This is a genomic window from Bradyrhizobium forestalis, assembly GCF_002795245.1.
Lineage (GTDB): Bacteria > Pseudomonadota > Alphaproteobacteria > Rhizobiales > Xanthobacteraceae > Bradyrhizobium > Bradyrhizobium forestalis.
On sequence record NZ_PGVG01000017.1, the window covers coordinates 62826 to 88750 of the forward strand.

Sequence of the window (25925 nt, forward strand, 5' to 3'; positions counted from 1 at the left end):
CGTCCTCAGCAGATCCTGGGCAGTTGCTCGCCCGACAGCCAGTCGACGATTCGACCGCCGCCAAAGCTCGTCGCCATCTGTACGAAATGATGATCGTCGGCAACGGCCTCGCCGATGTCGGCAGCGTCGCGGCCGAGCGGATGTGCCCGCATCGCGGCCAGCACGGTGTTGGCAACCTCCGGCGCCACGATCGCGACCAGCTTGCCCTCATTGGCGACGTGGAGCGGATCGAGCCCGAGCAGCTCGCAGGCCGCCGCCACGCCCGGCTTCACCGGGATCGCCTCCTCCTGGAGACGGAAACCGAGGTCGGACTGCTGAGCGATCTCGTTCAGCGTGGCGGCGAGGCCGCCGCGCGTGGGATCGCGCATCAGGCGAATGCCGCGGCCGCCGGCCTCCACCATCCTCGCGACGAGATCGTTCAGCGACGCCGAGTCCGAGATGACCTCGGTCTCGAAGGCGAGATTCTGCCGCCTGGACATGATGGCAACGCCGTGATCGCCGAGCGTGCCGGAGATCAGGACGCGATCGCCGACGCGCGCGTTCTCGGCCGAGAGATCGAGCCCGTCAGGCACGACACCGACGCCGGCGGTCGAGATGAACAACCCGTCGGCCTTGCCGCGTTCGACCACTTTGGTGTCACCGGTGATGATGTAGACGCCGGCGTCGCGCGCCGCCTGCCCCATGGATTCAGCGATCATCTTGAGGTCGGCGAACCGAAAGCCTTCCTCGATGATGAAGCTCGCCGAGAGATAGAGCGGTTTGGCTCCGGCCATGGCGATGTCGTTGACGGTGCCGTGCACCGCGAGCGAGCCGATATTCCCGCCGGGGAAAAACAGCGGCGAGACCACATAGCCGTCGGTCGTCATCACCATGCGCCCGGCGCCGACCTCGAACGCCGACTGGTCGTTGCCGCGCGCCAGCCATTCATTGCCGAAGGCTTCATGGAACAGGCCCGAGATCAACTGCGCCATGGCGCGGCCGCCTGAGCCGTGAGACAGGTCGACGCAGCCGTTCTTGATATCGAGCTTGCGCTGATAGGCCTTCATGACGCCCGCCTCTGCTGATAGTCGCGGAAACGGCCATAGGTCCAGTGTGCAGCGCAGGCGCCTTCGGAGGAGACCATGCAGGAGCCCATCGGCGTCTCCGGCGTGCAGACGGTGCCGAACAGCTTGCAGTCGACCGGCTTCTTCACCCCGCGCAAAATCGCGCCGCATTCGCAGGCGGGATTGTCGTCGACGAGCAGCTCGTTCATGTCGAAGCGAATTTCTGCGTCGTACTTCGCGTAAGCACGCTTCAGCTTCAGCCCGCTGTAGGGCACCTGCCCGAGCCCTCGCCATTCGAACTGGTCGCGCAGCTCAAAGATGTCGGAGACCTCCTCCTTGGCACGCAGATTGCCGTCGCGGGTCACGGCGCGGCGGTACTGGTTTTCGACCTCGTGCCTGTGTTCGTTGACCTGCCGCACCAGCATCAAGATCGCCTGCATCATGTCGAGCGGCTCGAAGCCCGAGATCACCACCGGCTTGCCGAATTCTTCCGCGAAGAATTCGTAAGGCGCCGTGCCGATGATGGTCGAGACGTGGGCGGGTCCGACAAAACCATCGATCTCGACACGGCCGATGTTGCGGATGTCGGGGCTCTCCAGGATGTTCTGCATCGCCGGCGGCGTCAGCACGTGGTTGCAGAACACGCTGAAGTTTCCGAGCTGCTTCTTCTCGGCCAGGCGGATCATGACCGCGGTCGGCGGCGTCGTGGTCTCGAAGCCGATGGCGAAGAACACGACCTCGCGCTCGGGATTCTCTTCGGCGATCCTGACAGCATCGATCGTGGAATAGACCATGCGGATGTCGGCGCCGCGCGCCTTCGCCTTCAGGAGCGAGGCGCCCTGCGAGCCCGGAACGCGCATCAGATCGCCATAGACGCACAGAATGATGTCCGGCCGCTCCGCGAGCCGGATCGCCATGTCGATGCGCCCGGCCGGCAGCACGCAGACCGGGCAGCCGGGACCGTGGATCATGCGCACGTTCTTCGGCAGCATGTCTTCCAGGCCGTAGCGCGAGATCGCATGTGTATGGCCGCCGCAGAATTCCATGAAGCGATAGGGTTTTTCGGGATGGGTCTCCGCGCGGATCGCCTTGGCGAGCCCGAGCGCGATCTCCTTGTCACGAAACTCGTCGGCATATTTCATGGCGCGGCCCCCTGTCCCTCGATGCTCAGCTCGCGCAGCAATTCGAGCGTCCGCCGCGCCTCCTCCGGATCGATCTTGGTGAGGGCATAGCCGACATGGATGATCACATAGTCGCCGACGGCGAGGTCTTCGATCAATGCGACCGAAATCTCCTTGCTGACGCCGTCGATGGTGACGACGGCCATCGCATCGGGCAGAAGTCTTGTGACCTCAGCGGGTATCGCGAGACACATCAGGCGGCTCCTTCCAGGCCTTGCTGTCCGAGGAGTTTTTGCGCGGCGATCCAGGCTTGACCCAGGCTGAGGCCGCCGTCATTAGGCGGCACCTGGCGCGGCAGCAACGGCGAGAGTTTTGCGGCAACGCAGCCGCGTTCAATGTCGCGCGCAAGGATCGCATTGAGGAAGCAGCCGCCGCTGAGAGTGACGGTCGTGATGCCGGTCTCGCGCGCCGCGCGACCGATCCAGTCGATGCAGGCGGCCGCAAATGTGCCGTGGAACAGCTCGGCGCCGACGACTGGATCTATCCTCCCGGTCGCAATGCGCTCCAGCAACGGGTCGAGCGACAGCATGCCGTTTTCGATCGTCCAGCCGTCTTGCGCGATACACGGCGCGCGTACCAGCGCTTCCAGCTTCATCGCGGCTTCACCCTCATAACTCTGCACCGGGCAGAGTCCGAGCAGCCCCGCCGCCGCATCGAACAGCCGGCCGGCGCTGGTCGTCACCGGCACGCCTGACTGCTCGAGCAAAACGGAGAGACGCGCGGCCTGCGGCTGTGCGGCAAAGCGCGTCGCAATCGTCTCGCCGCGCTGGAGGGCATGCAGCACGCCGGCAGCCATGCGCCAGGGCTCGCGCGCGGCACGATCGCCGCCCGGCATCTTCATCGGCGCGAGATGCCCGAGCCGCTGGAAGTGCGCGCCCTCGCATGAGAGCAGTTCGCCGCCCCAATTACCACCGTCGCTGCCATGACCAAAGCCGTCGAGCACCAGCGCGAGCGCCGGTCCCGCGACGCCATGTTCCGCCATCACCGAGGCCGCATGGGCATGATGGTGCTGGACCGCGATCAGCCGCGTCCCGCTCGCCTCGGCAAAGCGCGTCGAGGCCATGTTCGGATGCAAATCATGGGCGATGACGACCGGCTCGACGTCGAGCGTCGAAAGCAGGTGATGCACCGTCTCCTCGAAGAAGCGGATGCCTTCCGCGCTGTCGAGATCGCCGATGTGCTGGGAAACGAACGCTTCGTTGCCACGTGTGATCGTGACGGTCGATTTCAGCGCGCCGCCGACGCTGAGGAACGGCGGCACGGCGCGCGCGAGGCGGACGGGCTCGGGCACGTAGCCGCGGGCGCGGCGAATGAACTGCGTCTGGCCTGCGACGACCGCCGCCACGGAGTCGTCGGCACGGGTGACGATGTCGCGATCATGGGTGACGACGAGGTCGGCGATGCCAGCAAGACGCCGCTCTGCCTCGCTGTTATCGATCAGGAGCGGCTCGCCGCCGGGATTGGCGCTGGTGGCGACGATCGCCCAGCTCTCGCCGCCTCGCTTATGCGCTGCATTCAACGCATCGAGGATCAGGTGATGGAGCGGGGCAACCGGTAGCACGACGCCGATCCGCGAAAGTCCCGGCGCGATCGCGGGCGCGAGCAGCTGGCGCGAATTCATCAGCACGATCGGCCGCGGCAACGTTTCGAGCAAGGCAAGCTCGCCGGCATCGGCCTCGGCGATCTCAGCGACCGCCTCTACCGAACCAACCATGACGGCAAAGGGCTTTTGGTCGCGCTGCTTGCGCTGCCGCAGGCGCCGCACGACCGCATCGTCACGCGCGTCGCAGAGAAGCTGAAAGCCGCCGAGCCCCTTGATCGCGACGATCTTGCGTCCGGCAATCGCAGCCGCAATATCCTCGATCTCGTGGCTGAGCTTCGGGCCGCATTGCGGGCAGGCAACCGCCTCGGCGTGGAAACGCCGGCTCCTGGGATCGGCGTAATCGTCCACACAGGCTTTGCACATCGCAAAGCGCTTCATGGCCGTGGTCGGCCGATCGTAGGGCAGCCGCTCGGCGATGGTGTAGCGCGGGCCGCAATGGGTGCAGTTGACGAAGGGGTAGCGAAAAAAGCGGCTGGTCCGATCGAACAGCTCGTTCAGGCATTCCTTGCAGGTCGCCGCATCGGCGACGATGCGCGTCGACACCCTGCCCTGCTCGCTGGCGCGGATGCAGAACTCAGCGGTTTCGACCGCGCCGACCGGCTGCACAGAAATCTCGTCGATCCGGGCGAGCGGCGGCTTTTCGCGCGGCAGCGCCGCGACGAAGTCGGAGGCGCGCTCGCCCTCGACCTCGATGATGACGCCGTGGGGATCGTTGGCGACGAAGCCGCCGAGGCGATAGCGCGTGGCAAGGCCGTAGACATAGGGGCGAAAGCCGACACCCTGCACCGCGCCGCGCACATGCAGGCGCAGCCGCCGTCCGTCCAAAGCTGTGGCCTTGCCGCCCATCGTCACTCCGCCGCCGTCATTGTCGCCGGCTTCATCGCCACAGCGCGCTTGCGGATCCAGGCATAGAACGCCGCAAACCCCTCGCCGGTGCGCGCCGACACCGTCAGCACCTCGATGTTCGGATTGACCCGCCGCGCATATTCGATCGTCTTGGCGAGATCGAAATCGAGCACCGGCGCGAGATCGATCTTGTTGATCAGCATCAGGGATGAGGCCGCGAACATGTCGGGATATTTCAGCGGCTTGTCCTCGCCCTCCGTGGTCGAGAACACCACGATCTTGCAGGCTTCGCCGAGATCGAATGCCGCCGGACACACGAGGTTGCCGACATTCTCGATGAAGAGGAGGCCGCCGTTCAGCCAGGGCAGCCGGTCATAGGCGTCAGCGACCATGGCGGCATCGAGGTGACAGCCCTTGCCGGTGTTGACCTGGATCGCGGGCACACCGGTCGCGCGAATGCGCTCGGCATCGTTGGAGGTCTGCTGGTCGCCTTCGATCACGCCGATCGCAAAACTGCCCTTCAGCTCGGAGACGGCGCGAACCAGCAGCGAGGTCTTGCCGGCGCCGGGGCTCGAGACCAGGTTGAAGGCGAGCACGTCATCGGCGCGGAAGCGCGCGCGGTTGTCGGCGGCGAGCCGGTCGTTCTTGCCGAGGATGTCGCGCTCGACCTGGATGATGCGGTCGCTGCTCATGCCGGCGATCCTTTGGCCCGCCGGATTGGCGCCGCAGTCGAGCAGCCCGGCGTCACCGGGGGCGTGATCATGGTGATGGTGGTGATCATGACCGTGATGGTGGTGATGATGATGTCCGCCATGATCATGATGATGATCATGGGCATGTTCGATGGACGCCTTGCCGTCGCTGCAGCCGCAGACCGTGCACATCAGTCGACCTCCAGTTCCCTTACGCGCATCTCTTCGCCGCCCGTGACCTGCAATTGATAGCCGCCGCAGGACGGGCACGGCTCGTAACGCTGCTTGATCTCGACGCTCTTGGAACAGGCCATGCACCAGGCCACTCCCGGCGTCTCGACGATCTCGAGTTTTGCGCCTTGCGCAACGGTCCGCGCCGCGACGGCCTCGAAGCAGAATTTCATCGCCTCCGGAGCGACATGACTGAGTGCGCCGATCTCGAGGCAGACGACGTTCACTTTGGCGAAACCGCGCTTGCGCGCTTCCTCCTCGACGATGCCGATGATGCCTTCGCACAGCGCCATCTCATGCATGGCCGGCCTCGCGAAAGCTGAGGCTGAAGCCGACGCAGGGGTCGAACGAGCCGACCAGCGTGCGAACCGCCTCCTGTCCCTGCCGGCCGGCCGCGAGCATCGCGCCCTTGAGGCTCCGGACCAGCGGTCCGCGGGCATGAAAATTCCATTCGGTCGGCGCCAGAAATTCGAAGCTGACGATACGATCCTCGTCGTCGAGCGCGACGGCGTGATAGAGCCGGCCGCGCGCGCATTCGACGGCCGCTGCGCCCTTGCCTGCGCCAAGACGGTAACTCGCGACGACGCCGTCCTCGGGATCCTCGCCGCCGTCATCGAGCCAGGCGCAGAGCCGTGCGGCCTCGGCGATGCGCGCCTTGAAGCGCGCGGCCGGACCGGCCGACGAGACCGGCTCGCGCTGTGCCCTGCGCGCCCAGACGCCGGTTTCCGGGATCTTGCCGCAAAGCTCCGGCGCATCGGAATAGGCCGCACCATCCGCGAGCAGACGCGTGACGATGTCGAGATCATCAGCCGCCGTCAGGAACGATTGCTCGCCCAATGGCTGCCACGACACCTCGCCGTCGCAGCGCGCGACATAGGCGGCGAGCGCGCTGCCCGGCGCAAGGGCCTGGCCTTCGGCGATTCCCAGTGCGCGAAGCGCGGCCTTGATTTGCGCGACCGCCTCGCGCCGCAAGGCTTCCGGCACGGCATCGCTAGCGCCTCCGAGCCCCGTGCTCGCCTGCATCATGGCGCGCACGGCCGCAGCGCTCGCGCCGTCGAGCGCGAGCCGTCCGACGAACAGGCCGCGCAGCAGTTCGGTCAGCCGCTCGGCAACGACCGCCATGACGCGACGCCGCACCGTGGCTTGTGTCGCCTCCTGCCCTTGCGCGGCCTCGACCGCCGACAAAAACGTCACCTGATGGGCAACCGAGCAGAGCGAGAACAACCGCGGCAGCACCGGGAGCAGCGACGCCGCCGGCTTTCCCGCAAACAGCCGCGTCAATGGCGGGCGGCTGCGCGGCTGGATCGCGACGTCGGCGATCGTGCCGGCGGACAGCCACACCGTGATATCGATCTCGTTGCGGAAGGGAAGGCTCATCCGCGCCGCTCCGTCAGGGTACCGCGCAGGAAGTTACGCCGATCGATCTGACTTGTCGCGGGCTCGCGACGGCGGACCGCCTCCTCGCTGTCCGCTGGCAGCATCAGTTCGGCGAGCGCCGCTTCGGCCGTCGCCCGCGCGGCTGCCATGTCCGCGAACTCGGACATCGGCGAGAACAGCGAGCAGCTCGCGATCCGGCCCACCTGTCCGACCTCGCTGAGCGTGAATTCGATATCGCCCGCGGGAAAGCGGATGCGCAGGGGCGCGCCCGACGACTGCCCCGCCGCGCTCGCCGGCATCATCACGTTCATGAACCACGGCGTGACCATGATACCCACGATCGTGCCGTTGAAGCGGCGGAAGCCGACCGCCTCGACTTCGAGCGCATCGTTGTAGATCGGCAGATCGCGCATCGCACGCTCGCCGATCTGCCGATAGCTTCCGGCCAGATGCTCACCCCACGCCACCGCGTCGGCGTCGCCGGCAGGATTTGGCGCGCTCCCGGTCATGCTTCGATCGCCATGAATTTGGATTTGGGGGCGTCGCAGTTCGGGCAGTGCCATTCCTCCGGCAGCGCCGCGAACGGCGTGCCGGGCGGGATCTGCGCGACGTCGTCGCCATCGGCCGGATCGTAGACGGTCCAGCAGATGCCGCATTCCAGCCGCGTGGCGTCGGTGACGTCCTGACGCACGCCGAAATTCTCGAAGACGCTCATTTGAAATAGGCCTCGATGATTTCCTGCAGCCGTTCGGCGGAGTCCTCGAAATCCTCGTCCGCAGCAAGCGCTACGGTCGGCACGCCGCCGACTTCGAGCGTGTCGAGGATGATGGTGTCCATGGCGTTGAAGAACTGCACCGACCAGACATTGCGGATGCCGGTCGACAGCACCCGGCAGGTGCCATAACCGCGCGACACGAGCTGGATCGGTCCGTTGCGGATCGTGTCCTGCAGAAAGCTCATGTCGACCGGACTCATCGGCAGCAGCGTGAAATTGATGATCTGCGAGCGGATGCCGGGCCGCCAGGCCAGCGCCCGCTCGCGAATTTCGGCGAGCACCGGCAGCACGTTCATGGCGCCTTCCGGCACCGGCCCGATTTCGAAATCGGTGGCCGTGAGGTCGGCGGCCGCGCGCTTGACGATCTCCGGGATCGCGCCGATCTCGAGATATTCGGAGGTGGCGTCGGTCTCGAGTCGCACGCGCCAGATGCCCGCCAGCACCGATTCCTGGATCTGCGCCAGCGATCCGTCCGGAAGCACGACGACGCCGCCGACCTCGCCTTCGCCGAGCACGTCGGCGATGAGCTTGCTCTCGAGCTCGTTGAGATTGCCGAGCCGGAACAGTTGCGACGGTGCATCCGCCTTCTGGTCCGCGATGGCGTCCGCGACCTTCGACAGCAGTGCGACCGCGTTCGGGCAGCTCTTGGCGAGCTCGGCGCTATCGAGCGTCGCCAGCCTTGCCAGCGCACCGGCCGCCGTCAGGCTGCCCTTCGATGCATTGAGACTCTCTTCGCCGATCGGGAACACGTTGACCGGTTGCTCGGCGCCTTCGGGCGCATCCCAGAAGCCGACCTTCATAGCTCGATACCTTGTGCGCGATGCCGGGGAACGATGGTGGCGGCGACCGCGGCGCTTTGCCCGCGCGGACGGTCGATCAGCTTCGTGATGCGGTCGACATAGACCGACCAGTCCTGGATTTTTGCGATCAGGCCCAGCGTCTCGCCCTTGGCGACCAAGATCAGCGTCGGCTGCACCCGCACGCCAAAGCGCTGGCCGAGCGCACTCTCATCGTTGCGCGCGATGACCGCGCCGCGCAGCCGGCCGCCGAAGGCGGCGATCAGCTCCGGCAGCACCACGGCGACATCGATCGCCTCCGGAAAGCGGTTGGGGTCGCCCGCCGACAGCAGCACGGCGATCGCGCCGGCCTCGTCGGCCCCGCCCAGAAATTGATCGACCGTCGTGGCGTCGACCTCAGGCAGGCCGTGCCGCGTCAGATCATGCTTCCCCACCTGGAATTCCATCAGACCTCCCCTGGCAAGCTTATGATTTCGCTCGGGATAGGGATTAGCAAGCCATGTGCCAGGATGCGGTAGCGGCTTTCCGGATTTATCTCTTTGATTTAGATCATGTATTTCGGACACGCGAGACGACACGCGCTTCGCTGATAAGATACTTTCCAATTTAGATGAAAGTTATCTTTGCAGATAGAAAAATGCCTTCCAGGCGGCCTGCGGCGCTCTCGCGTGCCGATCCGTCCGCGGAGGCGGTGATCCCACAGGGCTTGAAGGCCGGCTTATTCGGACCGCAGGTGCGCGGGCAGTTGGGGCTCGCGGTCAATGAGGTCGGCGAAGAAGCGGTCACAATCCTCTCCGTCGAGTGCGGCACCAAGACCGTCGATCGCCGCGCCAATCAGGCGCGCCTCGTCCTCATCGAGAAGCCGGATCGCGCTGTCGATATAGACCAGCACCTGGGCACCGATCGGCGGGTTGTCGAGCAACATCATGGAGACGCGGCGCTGCTCACCGCGAAACTCGCACAGCGCCGACATTCCGTCAGTCTCGACAATCGTCATCGGCAGGCCGAGGCACATCGCACTTGCTCCTGGAGGCCGGGCCGTTCAGGCCGGCCGCATCTCGTAACTGGCGTGGTCGATGTCGTTCGCAAGCAGCCGCTCCGATTCCGCCAACGGCGCACCGCGGCGGCTGGCCGTGACGCCCCACTCGACCAGGATCTGGCAGGCGAGATCGATCGCGGGCGCGATCTGGTCGCGCACCGGCGGCGTCAACGGCCCGCCCCAGTCTTCGAGATCGAGCGGCTGGCAGCCGATCAGCACGAGATGTTTTGGGCAGCGGCCGAGCAGGTCGGCGGCGCTGATCACCTCCTGGAAACCGGTCTGGTGCAGGCTCATCTTCTTGGCGCCGGTGAAGCGCGGCACCTCGTCGTCGCGCACGAGCTTCAACCGGCCGGGCTCGAGGCCGTAGTCGATGGCGTCGAACACGATCAACCGGTCGGCCTCTTCGAGAAAGTTCACGAGATAGAGCCCCTGCGTGCCGCCGTCGAGGATGGTGACGTTGTCAGGCACGGCGTAGCGGCGGTGGAACTCCTCCACCGCGCGCACGCCAAAGCCTTCGTCGGCCCACAGGATATTGCCGATGCCGAGCACCAGGATGCGATTGTGTTGCGAGGATGTCGGCATCGGCAACGTTCCCTTCAGTCGCGGAATTGCCGCTCGCCCGAGATCATCGAGGAGATGATGCTCTGGCGCGACATGATGTCTTCGCGCACCGCGGCGTAGATGTGCACCATCACGAACACGACCAGCGCCCACATGCCGAGATGATGCCAGGTGTGGACGTCCTGGCTGTTCGGCCAGATCGCAAACACCCAGCCGAACAGCTTGTGCTGCCAGCTATCGATGCCCGCGCCTTCCGAATAGAGCGCAAAACCGGTGACGATCATGAACGCCACGAACAGCGTGAATCCCGTGAACATCGCGGTCTGTGCCAACGGATTGTGGCCGACATACATCTTCGGCTCGCGTTCCAGGAAGGCGTACCAGCGGATCTCATGCAGCACCTCCTTCCAGAACTGCCTGCGATGCACCGGCAGATAGAAGATCTGCCGGGAGTGGTGATTGCCGACGAAGGCCCACAGGATGCGCGCAAAGAAGAACACCGCGAGCACCTGTCCGGCCGCGAAATGGGCAAAGCGGATGTAGCCCATCACGAAATTGGCAGACGCCTCGCCCTCGACCGTCGGCAGCGGCGTCCCGATCAGATAGCCGGTCACCATCAGGATGATGATCGAGAACGCATTCACCCAGTGGCAGATCCGCACCGGTGCTTCATAGACATAGACGGTGGGTCGCCCCACCGCCCGTTCTCCGGAAGCGTCGGCCGCGATTGCCGCAAGGTCGGGCCTTGTATCCGAGGCGGGAGCAACTGCATCCATCATGATCCCCTCCTACCTGACCTTGACCTTGGCAAGCTCCTGGCCGTCCGGGCTCATGACATGCGTCGAGCAGGCCAGGCACGGATCGAAGGAGTGGATCGTGCGCAAAATCTCGAGCGGCTGCTCGGGATTGACCATCGGCGTGTTCATCAACGACGCCTCGAAGGCGCCGATGTTGCCCTTGGGATCCCTGGGCGAACCGTTCCAGGTGGTCGGCACCACGCACTGGTAGTTGTCGATCTTGGTATCCTTGATCTTGATCCAGTGCGCGAGCGCGCCGCGCGGCGCCTCGGTGAAGCCGACGCCCTTGGCCTCTTTCGGCCAGCTCTCCGGCTTCCACTTGTCGACATTGGCAGTCGAGCTGTCGCCGGCCTTGATGTTGGCGACGAGCTTGTCCTGGAAGTAGCGCATTTCGCGTCCGGCCCAGACCGACTCGAGCGCGCGCGCCGCGGTGCGACCGAGCGTCGAGAACAGCGCGGAAGTCGGCAGGTTCAAATCCTTGAGGAACTTGTCGACGGGATCTTTGAACTCGGCCTTGTTCTGCGCATAACCGACCACCCAGCGCGCTAGCGGACCGACCTCCATGGCGTGGCCCTTCCAGCGCGGCGCCTTGATCCACGAATACTTGCCGCCCTCGTCGAGCTGCTCGATCGCGGTCTTGGTGCCCTTTGCATTGGGCCCGAGCACGTAGTTCGGCTCGGTGACGCCGTCCCAGGGATGGAGCCCCTTGGTCTCGTCGGGATATCTGTACCAGGAGTGCACCACGAACTCCTGGATCTCGTCGGGATTGGCGTGATCAACCGGAAACACCTCGGACAGATTTCCGTTGATGATGGCGCCACGCGGCAGCTTCAGGCTCTTGGCGGAATAGTCGTTGGCACGCTCGGGCACGTCGCCATAGGCGAGCACGCTCTTGCCGGAGAGGCCGCCGCCATAGAGCCAGTCCTTGTAGAAGGATCCGATCGCCGCCACGTCGGGCAGGTAGACCTGCTCGTTGAACTCGATCAATCGGTCGATGATCGATGAGATCAGGTTCAATCTTTCCATATTGATGGCACCGACCGCGCCGGTACCGTCGACATTGATCGGACAGGGCACGCCGCCGACGAGCCAGTTCGGATGCGGATTCTTGCCGCCGAAGATGGTGTGGATCTTGACGATCTCCTTCTGGAAATCGAGCGCCTCCAGATAATGTGCCACCGCCATCAAATTGGCCTCGGGCGGCAGCTTGTAGGCCTTGCTGCCCCAGTAGCCGTTCTTGAACGGCCCCAACTGTCCGGACTCGACGAACTTCTTAAGACGGGTCTGGAGGTCCTTGAAGTAGCCGGGCGAGGACAGCGGCCAGCTCGAGATCGACTGCGCCAGCGTCGAGGTCGCCCGCGGGTCCGCCGACAGCGCCGAGACGACGTCGACCCAGTCCAGCGCATGTAAATGATAGAAATGCACGATGTGGTCGTGCACTTGCAGTGCAAGCTGCATCAGGTTGCGGATCGAGTTGGCGTTCTCCGGGATGGTGATCCCGAGCGCGTTCTCCACCGCGCGCACCGACGTCAGCGCGTGCGTGCCGGTGCAGACGCCGCAGATCCGCTCCGTGAACGCCCAGGCGTCGCGCGGATCGCGGTTCTTCAGGATCACCTCGATCCCGCGCCACATCGTGCCGGTGGAGACCGCGTTGCGGATGACGTTGTCGGCGTCGACATTGACCTCGACCCGCATGTGACCTTCGATACGGGTCACCGGATCGACGACGATGCGCTTGCCGGAATTGTCGAGATTGAAGCCGTTGGGAGTCTGGATACCCATGGTGTTCCTACCCTAATGTGTCTTTTCGCTCAGCTGTTGTGGTCGGCGTCTTCGCGCTTGGTCGCGAGCCGCTTCACCGCGGTCACCGCCGCATGCGCCGCCACAGCCGCGCCGACGGCGCCGGCCGCCACCATGCCGATCTGATCGGCGTTCTTCTCGATGCCGAACTGCTTGATGTTGGTGAGGCGATCGTAGAACGAGCCCTTGTCCCAGAAGCCGTCCTCCGAGCAGCCGATGCAGCCGTGGCCCGACTGGATCGGGAACGAGACACCGCCGTTCCAGCGCACGGTTGAGCAGGCGTTGTAGGTGGTCGGGCCCTTGCAGCCCATCTTGTAGAGGCAGTAGCCTTTGCGCGCGGCCTCGTCGTCCCATTCCTCGACGAACTGGCCGGCGTCGAAATGCGGGCGCCGGTAGCACTTGTCGTGGATGCGCTGCGAGTAGAACATTTTCGGCCGGCCCTGGCGGTCGAGCTCGGGCAGCTTGCCGAAGGTGGTGATGAAGGTGACGACGCCGGTCATCACCTCGGCGATCGGGGGGCATCCCGGCACCTTGATGATCGGCTTGTTGGTGATGACCTTGTCGATCGGCGTGGCCTGTGTCGGGTTGGGCTTGGCGGCCTGCACGCAGCCCCAGGACGCGCAGGCGCCCCAGGCGATGATCGCCATGGCGTCCTCGGCCATCATCTTCAGCTTCTCGACGAACGGCTTGCCGCCGTCGATGCAGAACATGCCGCCTTCGTTCAGCGGCGGATTGCCCTCCACCGCGAGGATGTACTGTCCCTTGTGCTTGGCGCGGGTCTCATCGAGGATGGCTTCGGCCTGGTGGCCGGCGGCGGCCATGATGGTATCGTCGTAGTCGAGCGAGATCATCGACAGCACCGCATCCTTCACCAGCGGATGCGCGGAGCGGATGAAGCTCTCGGAGCAGCAGGTGCATTCAAGGCCGTGCATCCAGATGACAGGCACGCGCGGCTTGGTTTCGAGCGCATTGGCAATGCGGCTCGCCGCCAGCGGGCCGAGCCCGAGGCTCGTCGCCGTCAGGCTACAGAATTTGTGAAAGCTTCGACGCGTGATCCCTTGCCGCCTGATCACGCTGTAAAACGTCTCCGTCGCCGCGCCCATATTTCCTCCCGCTTCGGCTTTGACTTTTCGATGACGCCAAAGACAGCAAGAAGCAGGCCAACGACTTGGAGCGATTCAAAAGTAGAGAGATTCCAAAACCTTGCGTGTTGAATTGCTCAACGGGGTGGGACGCGACGGTGCTGAGAGCAGGAGAAGCGGAAACAACTCGATTTTCACTCGGCAACGAAGTTTCCGGTCAATGCGCCGTGCACACCATGCAGGGATCGAACGAGCGCACGATGTGCTGGATGGCAACCGCGCGCGCGCCGGCGTCGCCAACATCGGTACCAACCAGCGCCTGCTCCAGCGGGCCGCCGACGTCGAAGGCATCGCGCGGCGAGAAATTCCAGGTGGTCGGCGCGATAATTTGGTAGCGCTCGATCCTACCGTCGCGTACCGCCATCCAGTGCCCGAGGCTACCACGCGCAGCCTCGACCAGCCCGACATAGCTGCCGTTCGGGATCCCGCGCGAATTGTGACAGAACGGCTCCGACAGCCGCAGCGCACGCGTCCACTGCTCCATGGCGAGCGCGATGCGCGCGGTCTCGATCAATCGTGCGATGACGCGGTTGCGCACGTTGGCGCCGTGCCTGGAAACAAGATCCGTGACCAGCGCCTGGCCCGCCACGGTCTGGCGCGCGATCGCGCCGACCTCGATCGGCTGGCCGGAGAGCCGCGGCGCCTTGCACCAGCTATAGGCGGCCGGCTTGTCGGGGTCGGGGACCGTGCTGCTATGGGCGGGATCGGCGGAGGAGTCGCGCATCCAGGCATGCGAGACATCCTCTGTGATCTGCGTCAGCGGCAAGGGCTCGATCGCCGCGCGCGGGCCGAACAGGCCGCGCGGAAACAGCTCGCCGTCTGGACCGTGATAGGCGCCGTAGCTCATCATCAAGCCCGTGCCCTTGCCGAGCCCGGTGAGCGCGAGATTATCGGCAAGCCGCAGGAAATGCGCGAAATCGCCGCCGCGGCCGTCGCGCCATTGGTCGAGCTCGTCCGCGGTTGATATCGCCAGCACATTCTCCAGCGTATCCGCAAACACGATACGCTCGAGGAAGCTTCGAAAGGCCGTCGTGATCGACAGCAACCGAACGCGCTCGCCGAGATCGATGGCGCGCGTGGTGCCGCCGGGCTGGAATGCGAGGCTGTGCGGCCATTTTCCGGCGATGATGCCCATGGTCTCGAGCAGCCGCGCCCGCGCCGGCAGGACGTCGCGCGCCGCGCTGCCGCGCGTTGCCGCAAAGCGCTCGCGGGTCTGTTCGTGCCAGTCCTGCGCGGCATAGGCCTCGCGGGCAAAGTCCGGCATGAAGAAGATGTAGAAATGGGTCAGGTGATCGGCCGCGTTCTCCGCTGCATGCGCGATGTTGGTGGCGAGCAATCCGTTCGGTGCCGCCTCGATCGACATGGCGTCGCGCAACGCAGCAGCCGCCGCAACCGATTGCGAGACCGAGCAGATGCCGCAGATCCGCGGCGCCAGCGCCAGCGCGTCGAGCGGCGGCCGGCCCTCGAGGATCTGCTCGAAGCCGCGATAGAGCGGCGCGGTCACCTCCGCGCGCATGACGCGGCCGCTCTCGACGTCGAGGCGGACTTCGAGATCGCCCTCAACACGGTTGAACGGGCCGATCGTGATCCGCGTCATGGCTTGCCCTTGGTCGCCGTACGGCCGGGCGGAACGACCACGTGGTCGGCGGTTGCGTTCAACCGCACCCGCCGCGGCGTCGCCGACTTCGACAATGCCGCGAGCGCAACGAACCAGGCTTTTGGCATGTCGGTCGGCAGACCGACCGGGATGCCGGCGAGTTTGGCGGTCTCCAAAAAGTTCTGCGCGCCTTCAAACCCCGGAGAGGTGCAGGCGATGCAAGCATAGCCGCCCTTGGTGCAGGAGCCGCCGCCGTTCCAGGAGCGCTGGTTGCAGTCGCCGACCGCCTGCGTCGCCTTGCAGCCGAGATGCTCCATCAGGCAGCCGCGCTCCGACATGGTCTCCGCGCTGGCCTTGAACTCGTAGAACTCGTTGCGCGAGCAGCCGTGATGCGCGAGGTGGTTGGCGATGAACTTTGGCCGCCCGTAAGCGTCGAGATCGGTCGCGGCAATATCCTTGGTGGTCAGCGCCAAGATGGTTTCCATCATCCAGCCCGGATGCGGCGCGCACCCGGCAACGTTGATGACGGGCAGACCGAGCCGCGAACGGAAGCCCGCGCCCAACGCTCCGCCGCTGTCGGCCCCCTCGAACTGAAGCCCGACAGCGTCGGTCGGGTTCGATCCGGCGGCCGGCACGCCGCCATAGGCGGCGCAGCTTCCGACCGCGATCACATAATCGGCGCGCGGCGCGAGATCGAGCATCCAGCGATAGATCGAGCGGCCCGTACCCGCGAGCATATTGAAGCGTCCGGTATCGTTCGGGCCGCGGGCGACGGAGCCTTCCAGCAAGAGCATGTCGAGCCGCACCTTGCCGTCGAGCACAGATTGCAGCACCTCGACCGCCTCCTCGCCGGTCTCCTCGCTGACCGACGGATGCCACAGCAGGTTTATGCCGAACTGCCTGAGCTCGTCGAACCAGCCGGAGGCGCCGCTTTCGAGAATCGACATGGTGCAGCCGCCGCAACTGGCGCCCTGCAGCCAGAGCACATTGGTCATTCCGTCGGATCGGCTCATGTTACGTCTCCCGGTCGCCCAGCTTCAACCGCTCGCCTGCGAAGCGCAAGAGGCTCGTTCGCGCACTCAGTCGCGGGCGCCCGACATTTCGCCGTCGTGCTTCAGGTGCCGCTTGCGGATATTGCGGGTCACGATCCACACCACGGCCACGGCGATCGGCACGAACAGCGCGGTCGCCAGCGATGGTTCCACATGCAGGCCGCTGTCATGCGCGCCCTTGGCGAGATAGCCGAACAGGCTGACGACGTAGTAGCCGATCGCCGCAACCGACAATCCTTCCACCGTGCTCTGGAGCCGCAATTGCAGTTTGGTGCGCTCGTCCATCGAGCGCAACAGGTCGCGGTTCTGCTCCTCGAGCTCGACGTCGACGCGCGTACGCAACAGATCGGCCGCGCGCGCGAGCTTGATCGACAGATTGGCCTGCCGGTCCTCCATCGTGGCGCAGGTGCGCATCGCCGGCGCCATGCGGCGAGCGAGAAAGGAGGACCAGGTCGGGTAGCCCGCGATCTCGCCGCCCTCGATCACGCCGAGGCGGGCCTGCACGATCTCGTAGTAGGCGCGGCTGGCGCCGAAACGGAACAGGCTGCCGGCAGCTCCCCTTTCCAGCGAAGCGGCCAATGCGGTCAGTTCCGTCAGCAGATGATTGTTGAGCTTGAGGTCCTCGGCGCCCTGCATCTCCTCGAGCACTTCGACGAGCCGCCGTCCGATGTGATCGACGGAGGGCGCAAGCTCGAGTGCGGCGGGCAGGCCGAGCAGCGCCAGCGTGCGATAGGTCTCGATTTCAAGGACCCGCTGCACCAGCGCGCCGAGCCGGCCCGGCGACAGACCGTCGTTGCAGACGAGGATGCGAACAAAACCCTGGTCGTCGGCGCGAAAGTCGGATGCGACCACGGCCGGTCCGCTGCGGACCGCAGCAACGGCGAGGCTGCCTCGCTCGAAGAGTTCCTGGGCACGCTCCAGTGCCGCCGAGGTCTGCTCGACGGCGAGCTTGACCGCGACGAGCAATTGCCCGGACTGGCGCAGAGAGCGGATCAGCGCGGCGGTCTCATCGCCGACCTCGCCGAACCGGCGCGCGGACATATCCGTGTTGCCGAGGATCCAGGTGAAGGTGGTGAATTCCGAGTGCTGCTCCCAGCGGAGCTGGGTTGCGCCGATCGTGACCTGATGATGCTTGATCCCCGCGTCCGGCGGCGTCTGTCCATGCGAGGTACAGAATGCCACGAACTCTTGCCGATCGGCCGCGGCGACCTCGCCCTGGGCTAGAAAGGCAAAGCGCAGCACGGTGAGCGGCGCCGTCAGTCGCGTGAACGGGCGGGCATGCACCTCGCCCAGCACCGCACCACGCTGCGGATGCAGCTCAAAGCCGGTGAGATCGAGGTCACTGTTCATCTGACGTCCCTTGGTAGCGCTCCCAGGCCGCGACGTTCCGCGAACCCCGCCGTTCACTACCACAACACACCCACACCGGTGCAATCACCCCTTCGCAGGATACGCCCACCTCATGCCGCTGCCACGTTGGCCATTGGTGTGATCGCCGTCATGCGCAAGGCCGCGCTCGCCATGGGTCAGCGGGGCGCAGCCGCCGAGCGCCAAAGCCTTGCCGCATTGCCCGCCGAGCGCGGCAGCCCTAGGCCACCTCGATCGCATCGGCGCACTCCAACACATCGGGCTCGGCGCGGGCGAAGGCGCGCGACCAGCGGTCGGCCTTGAACGCAGTACGATAGAGCACGAAGGAGACGAGCCAGGCGACCGCGAACAGCGCGATCCCCGCGAAGCCGAAACTGGCGAGGGAGTCGTTGAGGCGATCGACCAGCGTCCAGAGCCCGCCGGACAGTCCGAGCTGCTCGCCAACGAGGCCGACCGCTTCGACACCGCCGATGAACAGCGCGACCGCGACGGAGGCACCGGTGATCGTCAGATTGTACCAGAGCTTTCGCATGGGATCGACAAAGGCCCAGCGATAGGCACTGACCATCAATGCGGAATCGGCAGTGTCGACCAGCGCCATGCCGGCGGCAAACAGCGCCGGAAAGACCAGCACATGTGACAGCGACAGGCCGCGCGCAGCTCCCGTGGCGGAGATGCCGAGCAGGCCGATCTCGGTGGCGGTGTCGAAACCGAGCCCGAACAGGAAGCCCAGCGGATACATATGCCAGGACTTCGTCACCATGCGGAACATCGGCGCGAGCAGCCGCGCGAGCAAGCCGCGGCCGGCCAGCAGCACGTCGAGCTGCTCCGCATCATGGACGCCGCGCTCGCGCATCGCACGTAGGGTGCGCCACAGGACGACGAAGATCACAAGGTTGAGCACGGCGATCAGCAGCAGGAAGATCGCCGAGACCGACGTGCCGACCAGGCCGCCGATGCTCTTGAGCAGGCTGTCGCCGCCAAAGCTTACCACACCCGCGGCCAGCAGCAGGGTCGCGACCACGACGACGGTGGAATGGCCGAGCGCGAAATAGAGGCCCGTGCTCCGCGGCGCATCGCCGGCATGCATCAGCTTGCGCACGACGTTGTCGATCGCCGCGATGTGGTCAGCGTCTACGGCGTGGCGCAGGCCGAACACCCAGGCGAGCCCCGCGGTCGCCATGACCGCCGGCCGGTCGGCGAACACGGCCAAAGCCCAGGCCCAGGCGGCGACATTGGCGATGATAAGCCCACCGAAGAGAACAGCGGGACCGGTGCTGGAAGCAGTCCGAGGCCGCTCCCTCGGGCGATGCGCATTGGCCAACAACAACACTCACTCCCCTCGTATGATCTTTCTCCAAGCCCGTCATACTGAAGGGCAACATTCGGGCCAGACAGCAAATCCCCGCAGGCGCGCTTCGCGACTGGTCGCAAGCTAATGTCTTCAAAGAAGAAACGGTCTCAGCCGTGTTCTTGACCTCTTAACGCTGCAATGCGCGCCCCGGAAACCAAGTAGCCAGTAACGCAAACATAGTTTGACACTCGGAGCGAACGACTGGCATCACAGGCATCCGCTAAGCGGTCCTTTCGCATGCAGCATCGCGCAACGAGAGCCCGTCGGGAGATCGAGCCCTTCCAGCCGCCACGATCCTCACCTGTACATCCTTCGGTCTTGCAAGATAGGGCGATGACGTCACCAGGATATCAGCGCCGGCCTCCGCATAGGCCGCAGCATTCGCCGCGTTGACTCCGCCGGCAGCGGCGATGATCGGAGGAGCGCGGGTATAGGCCATCGATGCCATGCGCTTGACCAGTGCAGCTATCTCGGCTGGCGAGAACTTCTCGGCCTGAATCACGTCGAAACCGGCGACTGCCGCGGCAAGTGCGGCATCGGCGGTCTTCACCTCGATCACGAGCTTCTTCTCCGGCGCAGCCCGGCGCAATCGCTCGACCGCTTGAAACAGCGGCAGCTCGCCGAGAAAGGTGCGGTGCTCAGGAAACACCAGCACGGTCTCGGACAGGCCGAGCCGGTGCATCACGGCGCCGCCCGCCTTCACGGCCGCCACCGCAAACCGCTTGGTGCCCGGCACGTTCTTGCGCGTGCAGGCGACCGGGATCCCTGGCACGACCGCCCGCGCCGCATCGACGATGGCGCGGGTTTCGCTGGCCACGCCCGACCAGATCTCGACCAACGTCTGGGCCACCTTCCAGCTCCGCAGCAGGCCCGCGGCCGGACCGCGCGCCTGAAGGATCGGGGCGCCCTGCTCCAGCGCCGCGCCGGATGCGGCGAACAGTTCCACCTCGCAACCGGCGAGCGTGATGATCTCGGCCGCATCCTCGGCAAGGGCCAGTATCATCGGCGCGCGCGCGGCGAACTGCATGACGCCGATGGTCCCGCCGATCCCAAGCGCCTCGGTGGTGAGATCGCCGTAAGGGACGTCGTCCTCCAGCAGGCGTTCGAGCTCGGCGCGCGATGCGACGGTTGCCATGTCGTGCTTTCCTTCATTGGTGTCGGCTTGCCGACGACAATGTCGGACATCCGACACGGATCATCGGTCCCGCCGCCGCAAGAGGCGGGAAGCCCCCGTTTTTGACGCTAGTCCTGCAAGGCGCGCACCAGCCTGCGGCCGCTCATCCGGCACGCCGATTGCTGAGACCCTTCTGGCCGGCGCCTTGCAGCAATCGGGCTGCGTGGAAGCAATTGCCGTCCGCTGGAGTTCATCATGAAGCTGCTTCGCTCGATCACCCTTGCCGCAGGATTGGTGCTCGCATGCGCGCCTGCGCGGGCCGCGCAGACCACCGTTGCCGTCGCCGCCAATTTCACCGACGCCGCCAAGGAGATCGCCGCCATCTTCAAGCAGAGGACCGGACACGAGTCGCGCTCAACTTGTCGGCAACGCTGCAAAAAGATTCCATCACGCTTGCACGCTTTGTCATCCGATTTACGGAATTTACGGTCGTAATGCGCGACATGCTCGAAAGCGGAGTCTCCGCATTGATCCAGCGCAAATCGGCAATTTTTCTTTGGCGACTGGCAACGACCGTTGCATCACACGTGCTGCCCTCCGTTGATCGGTACTTCCGCACCTGTGACGTAGCTGGCCGCCTCCGAGCACAGGAAGAAAATCACCTTGGCGACCTCGTCCGGCGTACCGACGCGATGCAGCGGTATGATCGGCGCAAGCTGAGCCTCCGTCTCCGGCGACAGGATGTCGGTCTTGATCTCGCCTGGCGCGATGGCATTGACGCGAATTCCGAACGGCGCGTAGTCATGCGCCATCTCGCGGGTCAGGCAGGCGAGCGCGGCTTTCGACGTCGCATAGGCGGTGCCGGCAAACGGATGCACCCGTGAGCCCACGATCGAGGTGACGTTGACGATCGAGCCGGCGGCCCGCTTCAGCTCGTCGACCAGGCCCTGCGCAAACAGCACCGGCGCGAGCAGGTTGACGTGGAACACGCTCATCCACGTTTCGACCGGCGTCGTCAGTGAATTCAATCTCGTACCGTCGGCGGCTTTGGGCGATATGCCGGCATTGTTGATCAGTGCGTGCAGAGGCCCGCCACCGAGCCGCTCCCTGATCTCGGCGACCGCGCGCGGCAGCGCGCGATGATCGCTCAATTCGACCTGCACGTGGTTGTCCGTTCCCGAGTCCCAGGGACATCGGTCGCCATCGAACGGTTGCCGCGAGCAGGTGATGATCCGCCAACCTGCTTCGGAGAACAGCTTCCCCGTCGCATGGCCGATCCCCCGCGATGCGCCGGTCAGCACGAGCGTCTTCCGTTCACCGTGTTGCGCCCGCGACTTGTCGCCATGAAACGGACAGAGCGCGACATCAGACGCCGACGCACGATCCGTCGCACCATCATGGTCCAGTAGATCGAGCGTCACACGAGCTCCTCACTGCGTCCAGGCCGGACGCCTGCCAATTGCACACCGAGCAACTTTGCAGGATTTGGGCCACGCCACACCGACCGATCGCTGCGATTTTCGCGGTCGAATGTCGGCTTCGCGACACGTTGCAGGGTTTGCAACAAGAGCGCGTTGGCTTTTGAACCAAGGAGGGCAGTCACCGGTCGGAACCCGTTCCTGAATGATAGCCGGTGGTTGAGCGCTGATTTTCAATCGTTCCAAATGGCCCGGCTCTTGCTCTTCCGATTTCAGGTTCGCACGCGTCCGGGCGTGCCGCGCCTCGTCCGCAAACGTGGTTTCAAATGCCCCAGCCGAACGACCAACGCCTTTTTACTGTTATCCTCGGCACCAATGAGATCGCCTCTGCGATCGGCATCCAGCTCGTACGCGCCGGACATTGCGTGGTGCTGTCGCACGATCCGGATCCGCCGGTGATCCGGCGCAAGATGGCCTTCCACGATGCTCTGTTCACCGATACGGCGCGGCTCGAGGATATCGTCGCCGAACGCGTCGACGACGGCATGCAGGTCTATCAATCCCTGCGTCGGCCGCCACGGATTCTGGTGACCTGGCTCGGCCTGCTCGATCTGCTCCCGGTCCGCCAGATCGACCTGCTGATCGATGCGCGCCTCCAGAAGCGCCGGATCACCCCCGACCTCAGGCGGCTGGCCCTGCTGACCATCGGGCTGGGCCCGGGCTTTTCGTCGAACTTCAATTGCGACGCCGCGGTGGAGACCCGTCCCGGCAAGATCGGGCTGGTCACGGACAAGCGCTGGACCGACGCCGCCGATGGCATCGCAAGTTCGCTGGGTGATGTCGGTGCCGAACGTTTCGTCTACGCGCAGTTCGCGGGCCGCTGGCACACACCGATCGAAATCGGCACCCGCGTCTACAAGGATTTCGTGCTCGGCCATCTCTCAGGAGTTCCGGTGCTCGCGCCCCGCGACGGCATCCTGCGCGGCATCGCGCGCGACGGCAGCGAGGTTCCGGCCGGCGTCAAGCTGCTGGAGGTCGATCCGCGCGGGCGCGACGCCCAGTGGACCGGAATCGACGATCGCGGGCGCACAATTGCCGATGCAACGATGGCAGCCGTCAGGCTCAACGCCATCCGACGCTCCACACAACGGAATCCGGCATGATCGTCTGTTCCTGCAACGTCATCAGCGATCACGACATCAGGGGTGTCGCGTCGAGCGACGACGAACTCTGCTCGACCGCGCAGGTCTACGGCTGCCTCGGATGCACCGTCAGATGCGGGCTGTGCACGCATTCCGTTAAGCGAATTCTCGAGGAGCGGCCGGCTCGCGGCATACGATATTCGAGGATCTCGGAGCCATAGCCGTACGACGTCCGACCATAAAAAAACGTCGCACGAGGCGCGTTTTATTCTGATGCCAGGAATGAAAAAGCCCTGCATCAAGAGGGCCTGGAAATGGTGGGCACACCAGGGCTCGAACCTGGGACCCGCTGGTTAAAAGTCAGCTACGGGCCGAGCACTCAGCGCAAACGCCAACAAGTCATCGATTTGGATTGGCTGAGACGAATGGGAAATTGGTAGCGGAGGTCCGCTACATCGCGATACCCAGTTCTTGGGTGCTCGACCGCGCTGCTAGCTGTAGAAGATACCTCCGTCCACATTAAGGGCTTGACCGGTCACAAACGCAGAATCATCAGATGCGAAGAACGCCACGGGGCCGACGACGTCCTCCGGCTGCCCGAGCCGGTGCAGGTCCGTGACCTTCTCGAAATAGGCGACCCGCTCGGGATCGCGGAGATTGTTCATCCCCATCTCAGTCACGATGATGCCCGGGCATACGGCATTGACCGTGATGCCGTAGCCTCCGAACTCCATGGACGAAACCCGGGTGAAGCCGACCACGGCCGACTTCGATGCGGCGTAGTGGGACTGTCCCGGACCGCCCGTTCGTGCCGCCAGCGAGGCGATGTTGACGATGCGCCCGTATTTGCGCTCCTTCATATGTGCCACCACGGCCTGGGTCATTTGGAAGACGCCGCGCGTGTTGACGGCGAAGGTCTGATCCCATGTATCGGTCGTCAATTCGTCAATGGTCGCCAGCCTGAGTATCCCCGCGTTGTTGACGAGGACATCGATGTGCCCGAGGCCCCGCACGGCTTCAGCCACGGCCCGCCTGCAATCGCCGATATCGCTGACATCGCCCAGCACGGGGATGCAGCGGCCGCCAAGCTCCCTGACCTCTGCAACGGTCTCGAGAAGGACCTTCTCCTGGGCGGCGATGTCGGTCAGCGCGAGATCGTAGCCGCGCCTTGCAAGGCCAAGGGCTATCGCGCGGCCAATTCCGCGGCTCGCTCCCGTCACGATCGCATGTCGGGCCATGTTGCGTTCTCCCCTGTTGTTCAGATGAATTCTCTTGATGGCATGAAAGGATTCAAGCGCGAGCTGGCTTGCGCACCGGGAGCGCGTTCATGGCCTTCACGGTCTCCTCGAAGGATACGAGATTGGCGCCCGAGCCCAGCCCCGTCGCGACGATCGCGGCCGTCGCGGTCGCGAGCTTGGCGCAGTCGAGCAGGTCCCAGTCGCGGGCGAGGCCCGCGATGAAGCCGCCCGTGTAGGAATCGCCGCATCCCGAAGTATCGCGGACCGCGACCTCGAACGCCGGCACCGTGAACTGACGTCCGTCGCGCGTCATCACGAACGAGCCATCGGCACCGAGAGAGATCGCGCAGGCCCCCGCTCCTTTCTCGATGAAGAACCGCGCGCACGCGACGGGATCGTCGGTTCCGACCATGGCATTGGTCTCATCGATGCTCGGCATGAAGAAGTCGACATGGGGCAGCAGCGGCTCGACCAGCGCCAGCGTTTCACGCCGTGCCTGGATCAGATCGAGCGTCGTCGTGCATCCGGCCGCCTTCGCGTCGCGCAGCAAGGCGACGGAAGGCGCCCCATCCATCGCGAGCAGGGAGCCGACCCCGCCGAGATGCAGAATCCTGCTCCGGCAGGCGGCCTTCTGCGTTTCGGGTGCGATACGCCAGCGGGCGGAGGCGCCCCTTGCATGCATGACCGGACGCGAGCCGTCGGGCCGGATCGGTAGGATCGTGGCCGAGGTCGGACTGTCGGCCATCCGTTCCATCAGGGAGATGTCGATGCCTTCACGCTCGAGCGCGTTCAGCATCCAGTCGGCCTTCTCGTCGGAGCCGACGGCGCCGACCGCGAGCGCGTTCAGCCCGAGACGGGCGCAAGGGACGACCGTTCCGCCGGCGGTGCCTGCGACCGCGAGCCGAATTTCTTCGATCAGCAAGCGGCCGCCGCCGGGCGGAATCTCGGTCACCGGGACGCCCAAAATATCCAGAATATAAGTGCCGCAGACGCTGACGTCGTGAGTGTAGGCCATGAGCTCTCGCAGGACAGTGGTTTGATCGTGATCTAGCTTGACCGCTGGGGAGTCTTGGGCGTGCCGTCGTTGTCGCGCAGCCCGTACTGTCCCCATCGCTTCAGGATGCTGTCGATCTCCTTATCCGGCAGCAGCGGGGGAGAGCCAAGTTGAAGACAGCCGTGATATTGCTTGGCGAGCACCTCGACCTCCACCGCGAGCCACATGGCCTTGCGCAGGTTGGGACCGATGGCGATCAACCCGTGATGTGCGAGCAGGCAGGCGCGGCGATAGCGAAGCGCGTGCAAGGCCGCCTGCGACAGCTCCGCAGTGCCGTATTGAGCGTAAGGCGCGCAGGGAATATCGTTGCCGCCGGCCGCGGCGATCATGTAGTGAATGGCGGGGATCGGGCGATTCATGATCGCGATGATGGTGCAGAAGATCGGGTGCGCGTGAACGACGGCGCCAACCTCCGGCTTCGATCTCAGGATGTCGAGGTGAAAACGCCATTCCGTCGACGGGACGTTGCCGGCCGACGCGGTCCATGAGCCATCCCACTTCATCGCGACGATGTCCTCCGGCTTCATGCGGTCGTATGGAAGACCGGACGGCGTGAGCAGGATGCCGCCCTCGGTTCGGACGCTGATGTTCCCGGAGGTCCCCTGGTTGATGCCTTGCGCCGCCATCTCGCGACACGCGTCGATGATGGACTGACGAAGCTCGAGCTCTGCCTGACGGCCGGTCATTCGCTGCCTCCACGCTCG

27 protein-coding genes are annotated in these 25925 nt (G+C 65.1%); 2 read left to right on the forward strand and 25 right to left on the reverse strand.

Annotated elements, in window-relative coordinates:
* Positions 1-5 precede the first annotated feature (5 nt).
* The 21 genes from hypE to modD form a co-directional block, all read right to left on the reverse strand.
* Positions 6-1046, reverse strand: a complete 1041-nt coding sequence (hypE, locus tag CVM73_RS20710) for a hydrogenase expression/formation protein HypE (RefSeq protein ID WP_100233722.1) — start codon at positions 1044-1046, stop codon at positions 6-8.
* Complete coding sequence (gene hypD, locus CVM73_RS20715; RefSeq protein WP_100233723.1) at positions 1043-2185, reverse strand: hydrogenase formation protein HypD; 1143 nt, start codon at positions 2183-2185, stop codon at positions 1043-1045. The genes hypE and hypD overlap by 4 nt, the downstream gene beginning before the upstream one ends.
* Positions 2182-2418 carry a HypC/HybG/HupF family hydrogenase formation chaperone gene (locus CVM73_RS20720; RefSeq protein ID WP_100233724.1) on the reverse strand — a complete coding sequence of 79 codons (237 nt, stop codon included), beginning with the start codon at positions 2416-2418 and terminating at the stop codon, positions 2182-2184. Before CVM73_RS20720 ends, hypD begins: the two co-directional genes overlap by 4 nt.
* Positions 2418-4673, reverse strand: a complete 2256-nt coding sequence (hypF, locus tag CVM73_RS20725) for a carbamoyltransferase HypF (protein ID WP_167406954.1) — start codon at positions 4671-4673, stop codon at positions 2418-2420. Before hypF ends, CVM73_RS20720 begins: the two co-directional genes overlap by 1 nt.
* Before the next feature lie 2 nt (positions 4674-4675).
* Positions 4676-5557, reverse strand: a complete 882-nt coding sequence (gene hypB / locus CVM73_RS20730) for a hydrogenase nickel incorporation protein HypB (protein ID WP_100233726.1) — start codon at positions 5555-5557, stop codon at positions 4676-4678.
* Positions 5557-5898: a hydrogenase maturation nickel metallochaperone HypA gene (hypA, locus tag CVM73_RS20735; protein ID WP_100233727.1), complete on the reverse strand. Its 342-nt coding sequence runs from the start codon at positions 5896-5898 to the stop codon at positions 5557-5559. The genes hypB and hypA overlap by 1 nt, the downstream gene beginning before the upstream one ends.
* Complete coding sequence (locus CVM73_RS20740) at positions 5891-6973, reverse strand: nickel-dependent hydrogenase large subunit (protein WP_100233728.1); 1083 nt, start codon at positions 6971-6973, stop codon at positions 5891-5893. Before CVM73_RS20740 ends, hypA begins: the two co-directional genes overlap by 8 nt.
* Positions 6970-7482, reverse strand: a complete 513-nt coding sequence (gene hybE, locus CVM73_RS20745; protein ID WP_100233729.1) for a [NiFe]-hydrogenase assembly chaperone HybE — start codon at positions 7480-7482, stop codon at positions 6970-6972. The genes CVM73_RS20740 and hybE overlap by 4 nt, the downstream gene beginning before the upstream one ends.
* On the reverse strand, positions 7479-7688 hold the full coding sequence (locus tag CVM73_RS20750) for a rubredoxin (RefSeq protein WP_100233730.1): 210 nt from the start codon (positions 7686-7688) through the stop codon (positions 7479-7481). Before CVM73_RS20750 ends, hybE begins: the two co-directional genes overlap by 4 nt.
* Positions 7685-8548, reverse strand: coding sequence for a hydrogenase expression/formation protein (locus CVM73_RS20755; RefSeq protein WP_100233731.1), 864 nt, complete (start codon positions 8546-8548; stop codon positions 7685-7687). The genes CVM73_RS20750 and CVM73_RS20755 overlap by 4 nt, the downstream gene beginning before the upstream one ends.
* Positions 8545-8991, reverse strand: coding sequence for a thioredoxin domain-containing protein (locus CVM73_RS20760; RefSeq protein WP_100233732.1), 447 nt, complete (start codon positions 8989-8991; stop codon positions 8545-8547). Before CVM73_RS20760 ends, CVM73_RS20755 begins: the two co-directional genes overlap by 4 nt.
* A gap of 272 nt (positions 8992-9263) precedes the next feature.
* Complete coding sequence (locus CVM73_RS20765; protein ID WP_100233733.1) at positions 9264-9560, reverse strand: HypC/HybG/HupF family hydrogenase formation chaperone; 297 nt, start codon at positions 9558-9560, stop codon at positions 9264-9266.
* Positions 9561-9587: 27 nt separating this feature from the next.
* Entirely contained in the window at positions 9588-10166 is a 579-nt protein-coding gene (locus tag CVM73_RS20770; protein WP_100233734.1) for a HyaD/HybD family hydrogenase maturation endopeptidase, read from the reverse strand.
* Between the two features lie 14 nt (positions 10167-10180).
* Entirely contained in the window at positions 10181-10924 is a 744-nt protein-coding gene (gene cybH / locus CVM73_RS20775; protein ID WP_100233735.1) for a Ni/Fe-hydrogenase, b-type cytochrome subunit, read from the reverse strand.
* 9 nt (positions 10925-10933) lie between these two features.
* Entirely contained in the window at positions 10934-12724 is a 1791-nt protein-coding gene (locus CVM73_RS20780) for a nickel-dependent hydrogenase large subunit (protein ID WP_100233736.1), read from the reverse strand.
* A 29-nt stretch (positions 12725-12753) separates the two neighbouring features.
* Positions 12754-13845, reverse strand: a complete 1092-nt coding sequence (locus CVM73_RS20785) for a hydrogenase small subunit (protein ID WP_100233737.1) — start codon at positions 13843-13845, stop codon at positions 12754-12756.
* A 196-nt stretch (positions 13846-14041) separates the two neighbouring features.
* The gene (locus tag CVM73_RS20790; RefSeq protein ID WP_100233738.1) at positions 14042-15481 is read right to left on the reverse strand and encodes a nickel-dependent hydrogenase large subunit; all 1440 of its coding nucleotides are present in this window, start codon (positions 15479-15481) and stop codon (positions 14042-14044) included.
* A complete protein-coding gene (locus CVM73_RS20795) occupies positions 15478-16494 on the reverse strand; it encodes an NADH-quinone oxidoreductase subunit B family protein (protein WP_100233739.1) in 1017 nt (338 codons plus the stop codon). Before CVM73_RS20795 ends, CVM73_RS20790 begins: the two co-directional genes overlap by 4 nt.
* 66 nt (positions 16495-16560) lie before the next feature.
* On the reverse strand, positions 16561-17883 hold the full coding sequence (locus CVM73_RS20800; protein WP_100233740.1) for a DUF3422 domain-containing protein: 1323 nt from the start codon (positions 17881-17883) through the stop codon (positions 16561-16563).
* Positions 17884-18121: 238 nt separating this feature from the next.
* A complete protein-coding gene (locus CVM73_RS20805; protein ID WP_245452387.1) occupies positions 18122-19225 on the reverse strand; it encodes a HoxN/HupN/NixA family nickel/cobalt transporter in 1104 nt (367 codons plus the stop codon).
* A 250-nt stretch (positions 19226-19475) separates the two neighbouring features.
* A complete protein-coding gene (modD, locus tag CVM73_RS20810; RefSeq protein ID WP_167406955.1) occupies positions 19476-20390 on the reverse strand; it encodes a ModD protein in 915 nt (304 codons plus the stop codon).
* 234 nt (positions 20391-20624) lie between these two features.
* On the opposite strand from modD, the gene CVM73_RS40715 reads away from it, so the two are divergent.
* A complete protein-coding gene (locus CVM73_RS40715; RefSeq protein ID WP_208639230.1) occupies positions 20625-20864 on the forward strand; it encodes a hypothetical protein in 240 nt (79 codons plus the stop codon).
* A gap of 86 nt (positions 20865-20950) precedes the next feature.
* On the opposite strand, the gene CVM73_RS20820 is transcribed toward CVM73_RS40715, so the two are convergent.
* Complete coding sequence (locus CVM73_RS20820; protein WP_100233743.1) at positions 20951-21790, reverse strand: SDR family NAD(P)-dependent oxidoreductase; 840 nt, start codon at positions 21788-21790, stop codon at positions 20951-20953.
* 323 nt (positions 21791-22113) lie between these two features.
* On the opposite strand from CVM73_RS20820, the gene CVM73_RS20825 reads away from it, so the two are divergent.
* Positions 22114-22950 (forward strand): xanthine dehydrogenase, encoded by an 837-nt coding sequence (locus tag CVM73_RS20825; RefSeq protein WP_100233744.1) that lies wholly within the window; start codon positions 22114-22116, stop codon positions 22948-22950.
* Positions 22951-23420: 470 nt separating this feature from the next.
* Here the strand turns inward: CVM73_RS20825 and CVM73_RS20830 are convergent, their stop codons facing one another.
* Genes CVM73_RS20830 through CVM73_RS20840 form a run of 3 tightly spaced genes read right to left on the reverse strand, consistent with a single transcriptional unit; the run spans position 23421 to position 25907 of the window.
* The gene (locus tag CVM73_RS20830) at positions 23421-24167 is read right to left on the reverse strand and encodes an SDR family NAD(P)-dependent oxidoreductase (RefSeq protein WP_100233745.1); all 747 of its coding nucleotides are present in this window, start codon (positions 24165-24167) and stop codon (positions 23421-23423) included.
* Positions 24168-24219: 52 nt separating this feature from the next.
* On the reverse strand, positions 24220-25182 hold the full coding sequence (locus tag CVM73_RS20835) for a carbohydrate kinase family protein (protein ID WP_100233746.1): 963 nt from the start codon (positions 25180-25182) through the stop codon (positions 24220-24222).
* A gap of 32 nt (positions 25183-25214) precedes the next feature.
* Complete coding sequence (locus tag CVM73_RS20840) at positions 25215-25907, reverse strand: L-fuculose-phosphate aldolase (RefSeq protein WP_100233747.1); 693 nt, start codon at positions 25905-25907, stop codon at positions 25215-25217.
* Between the last annotated feature and the right edge of the window lie 18 nt (positions 25908-25925).

Coding starts and splice junctions, on each gene's coding strand:
- hypE (WP_100233722.1), bottom strand. CDS start 1,046: ATGAAGGCCTATCAGCGCAAGCTCGATATCAAGAACGGCTGCGTCGAC.
- hypD (WP_100233723.1), bottom strand. CDS start 2,185: ATGAAATATGCCGACGAGTTTCGTGACAAGGAGATCGCGCTCGGGCTC.
- CVM73_RS20720 (WP_100233724.1), bottom strand. CDS start 2,418: ATGTGTCTCGCGATACCCGCTGAGGTCACAAGACTTCTGCCCGATGCG.
- hypF (WP_167406954.1), bottom strand. CDS start 4,673: ATGGGCGGCAAGGCCACAGCTTTGGACGGACGGCGGCTGCGCCTGCAT.
- hypB (WP_100233726.1), bottom strand. CDS start 5,557: ATGTGCACGGTCTGCGGCTGCAGCGACGGCAAGGCGTCCATCGAACAT.
- hypA (WP_100233727.1), bottom strand. CDS start 5,898: ATGCATGAGATGGCGCTGTGCGAAGGCATCATCGGCATCGTCGAGGAG.
- CVM73_RS20740 (WP_100233728.1), bottom strand. CDS start 6,973: ATGAGCCTTCCCTTCCGCAACGAGATCGATATCACGGTGTGGCTGTCC.
- hybE (WP_100233729.1), bottom strand. CDS start 7,482: ATGACCGGGAGCGCGCCAAATCCTGCCGGCGACGCCGACGCGGTGGCG.
- CVM73_RS20750 (WP_100233730.1), bottom strand. CDS start 7,688: ATGAGCGTCTTCGAGAATTTCGGCGTGCGTCAGGACGTCACCGACGCC.
- CVM73_RS20755 (WP_100233731.1), bottom strand. CDS start 8,548: ATGAAGGTCGGCTTCTGGGATGCGCCCGAAGGCGCCGAGCAACCGGTC.
- CVM73_RS20760 (WP_100233732.1), bottom strand. CDS start 8,991: ATGGAATTCCAGGTGGGGAAGCATGATCTGACGCGGCACGGCCTGCCT.
- CVM73_RS20765 (WP_100233733.1), bottom strand. CDS start 9,560: ATGTGCCTCGGCCTGCCGATGACGATTGTCGAGACTGACGGAATGTCG.
- CVM73_RS20770 (WP_100233734.1), bottom strand. CDS start 10,166: ATGCCGACATCCTCGCAACACAATCGCATCCTGGTGCTCGGCATCGGC.
- cybH (WP_100233735.1), bottom strand. CDS start 10,924: ATGATGGATGCAGTTGCTCCCGCCTCGGATACAAGGCCCGACCTTGCG.
- CVM73_RS20780 (WP_100233736.1), bottom strand. CDS start 12,724: ATGGGTATCCAGACTCCCAACGGCTTCAATCTCGACAATTCCGGCAAG.
- CVM73_RS20785 (WP_100233737.1), bottom strand. CDS start 13,845: ATGGGCGCGGCGACGGAGACGTTTTACAGCGTGATCAGGCGGCAAGGG.
- CVM73_RS20790 (WP_100233738.1), bottom strand. CDS start 15,481: ATGACGCGGATCACGATCGGCCCGTTCAACCGTGTTGAGGGCGATCTC.
- CVM73_RS20795 (WP_100233739.1), bottom strand. CDS start 16,494: ATGAGCCGATCCGACGGAATGACCAATGTGCTCTGGCTGCAGGGCGCC.
- CVM73_RS20800 (WP_100233740.1), bottom strand. CDS start 17,883: ATGAACAGTGACCTCGATCTCACCGGCTTTGAGCTGCATCCGCAGCGT.
- modD (WP_167406955.1), bottom strand. CDS start 20,390: ATGGCAACCGTCGCATCGCGCGCCGAGCTCGAACGCCTGCTGGAGGAC.
- CVM73_RS40715 (WP_208639230.1), top strand. CDS start 20,625: ATGAAGCTGCTTCGCTCGATCACCCTTGCCGCAGGATTGGTGCTCGCA.
- CVM73_RS20825 (WP_100233744.1), top strand. CDS start 22,114: ATGCCCCAGCCGAACGACCAACGCCTTTTTACTGTTATCCTCGGCACC.
- CVM73_RS20830 (WP_100233745.1), bottom strand. CDS start 24,167: ATGGCCCGACATGCGATCGTGACGGGAGCGAGCCGCGGAATTGGCCGC.
- CVM73_RS20835 (WP_100233746.1), bottom strand. CDS start 25,182: ATGGCCTACACTCACGACGTCAGCGTCTGCGGCACTTATATTCTGGAT.
- CVM73_RS20840 (WP_100233747.1), bottom strand. CDS start 25,907: ATGACCGGCCGTCAGGCAGAGCTCGAGCTTCGTCAGTCCATCATCGAC.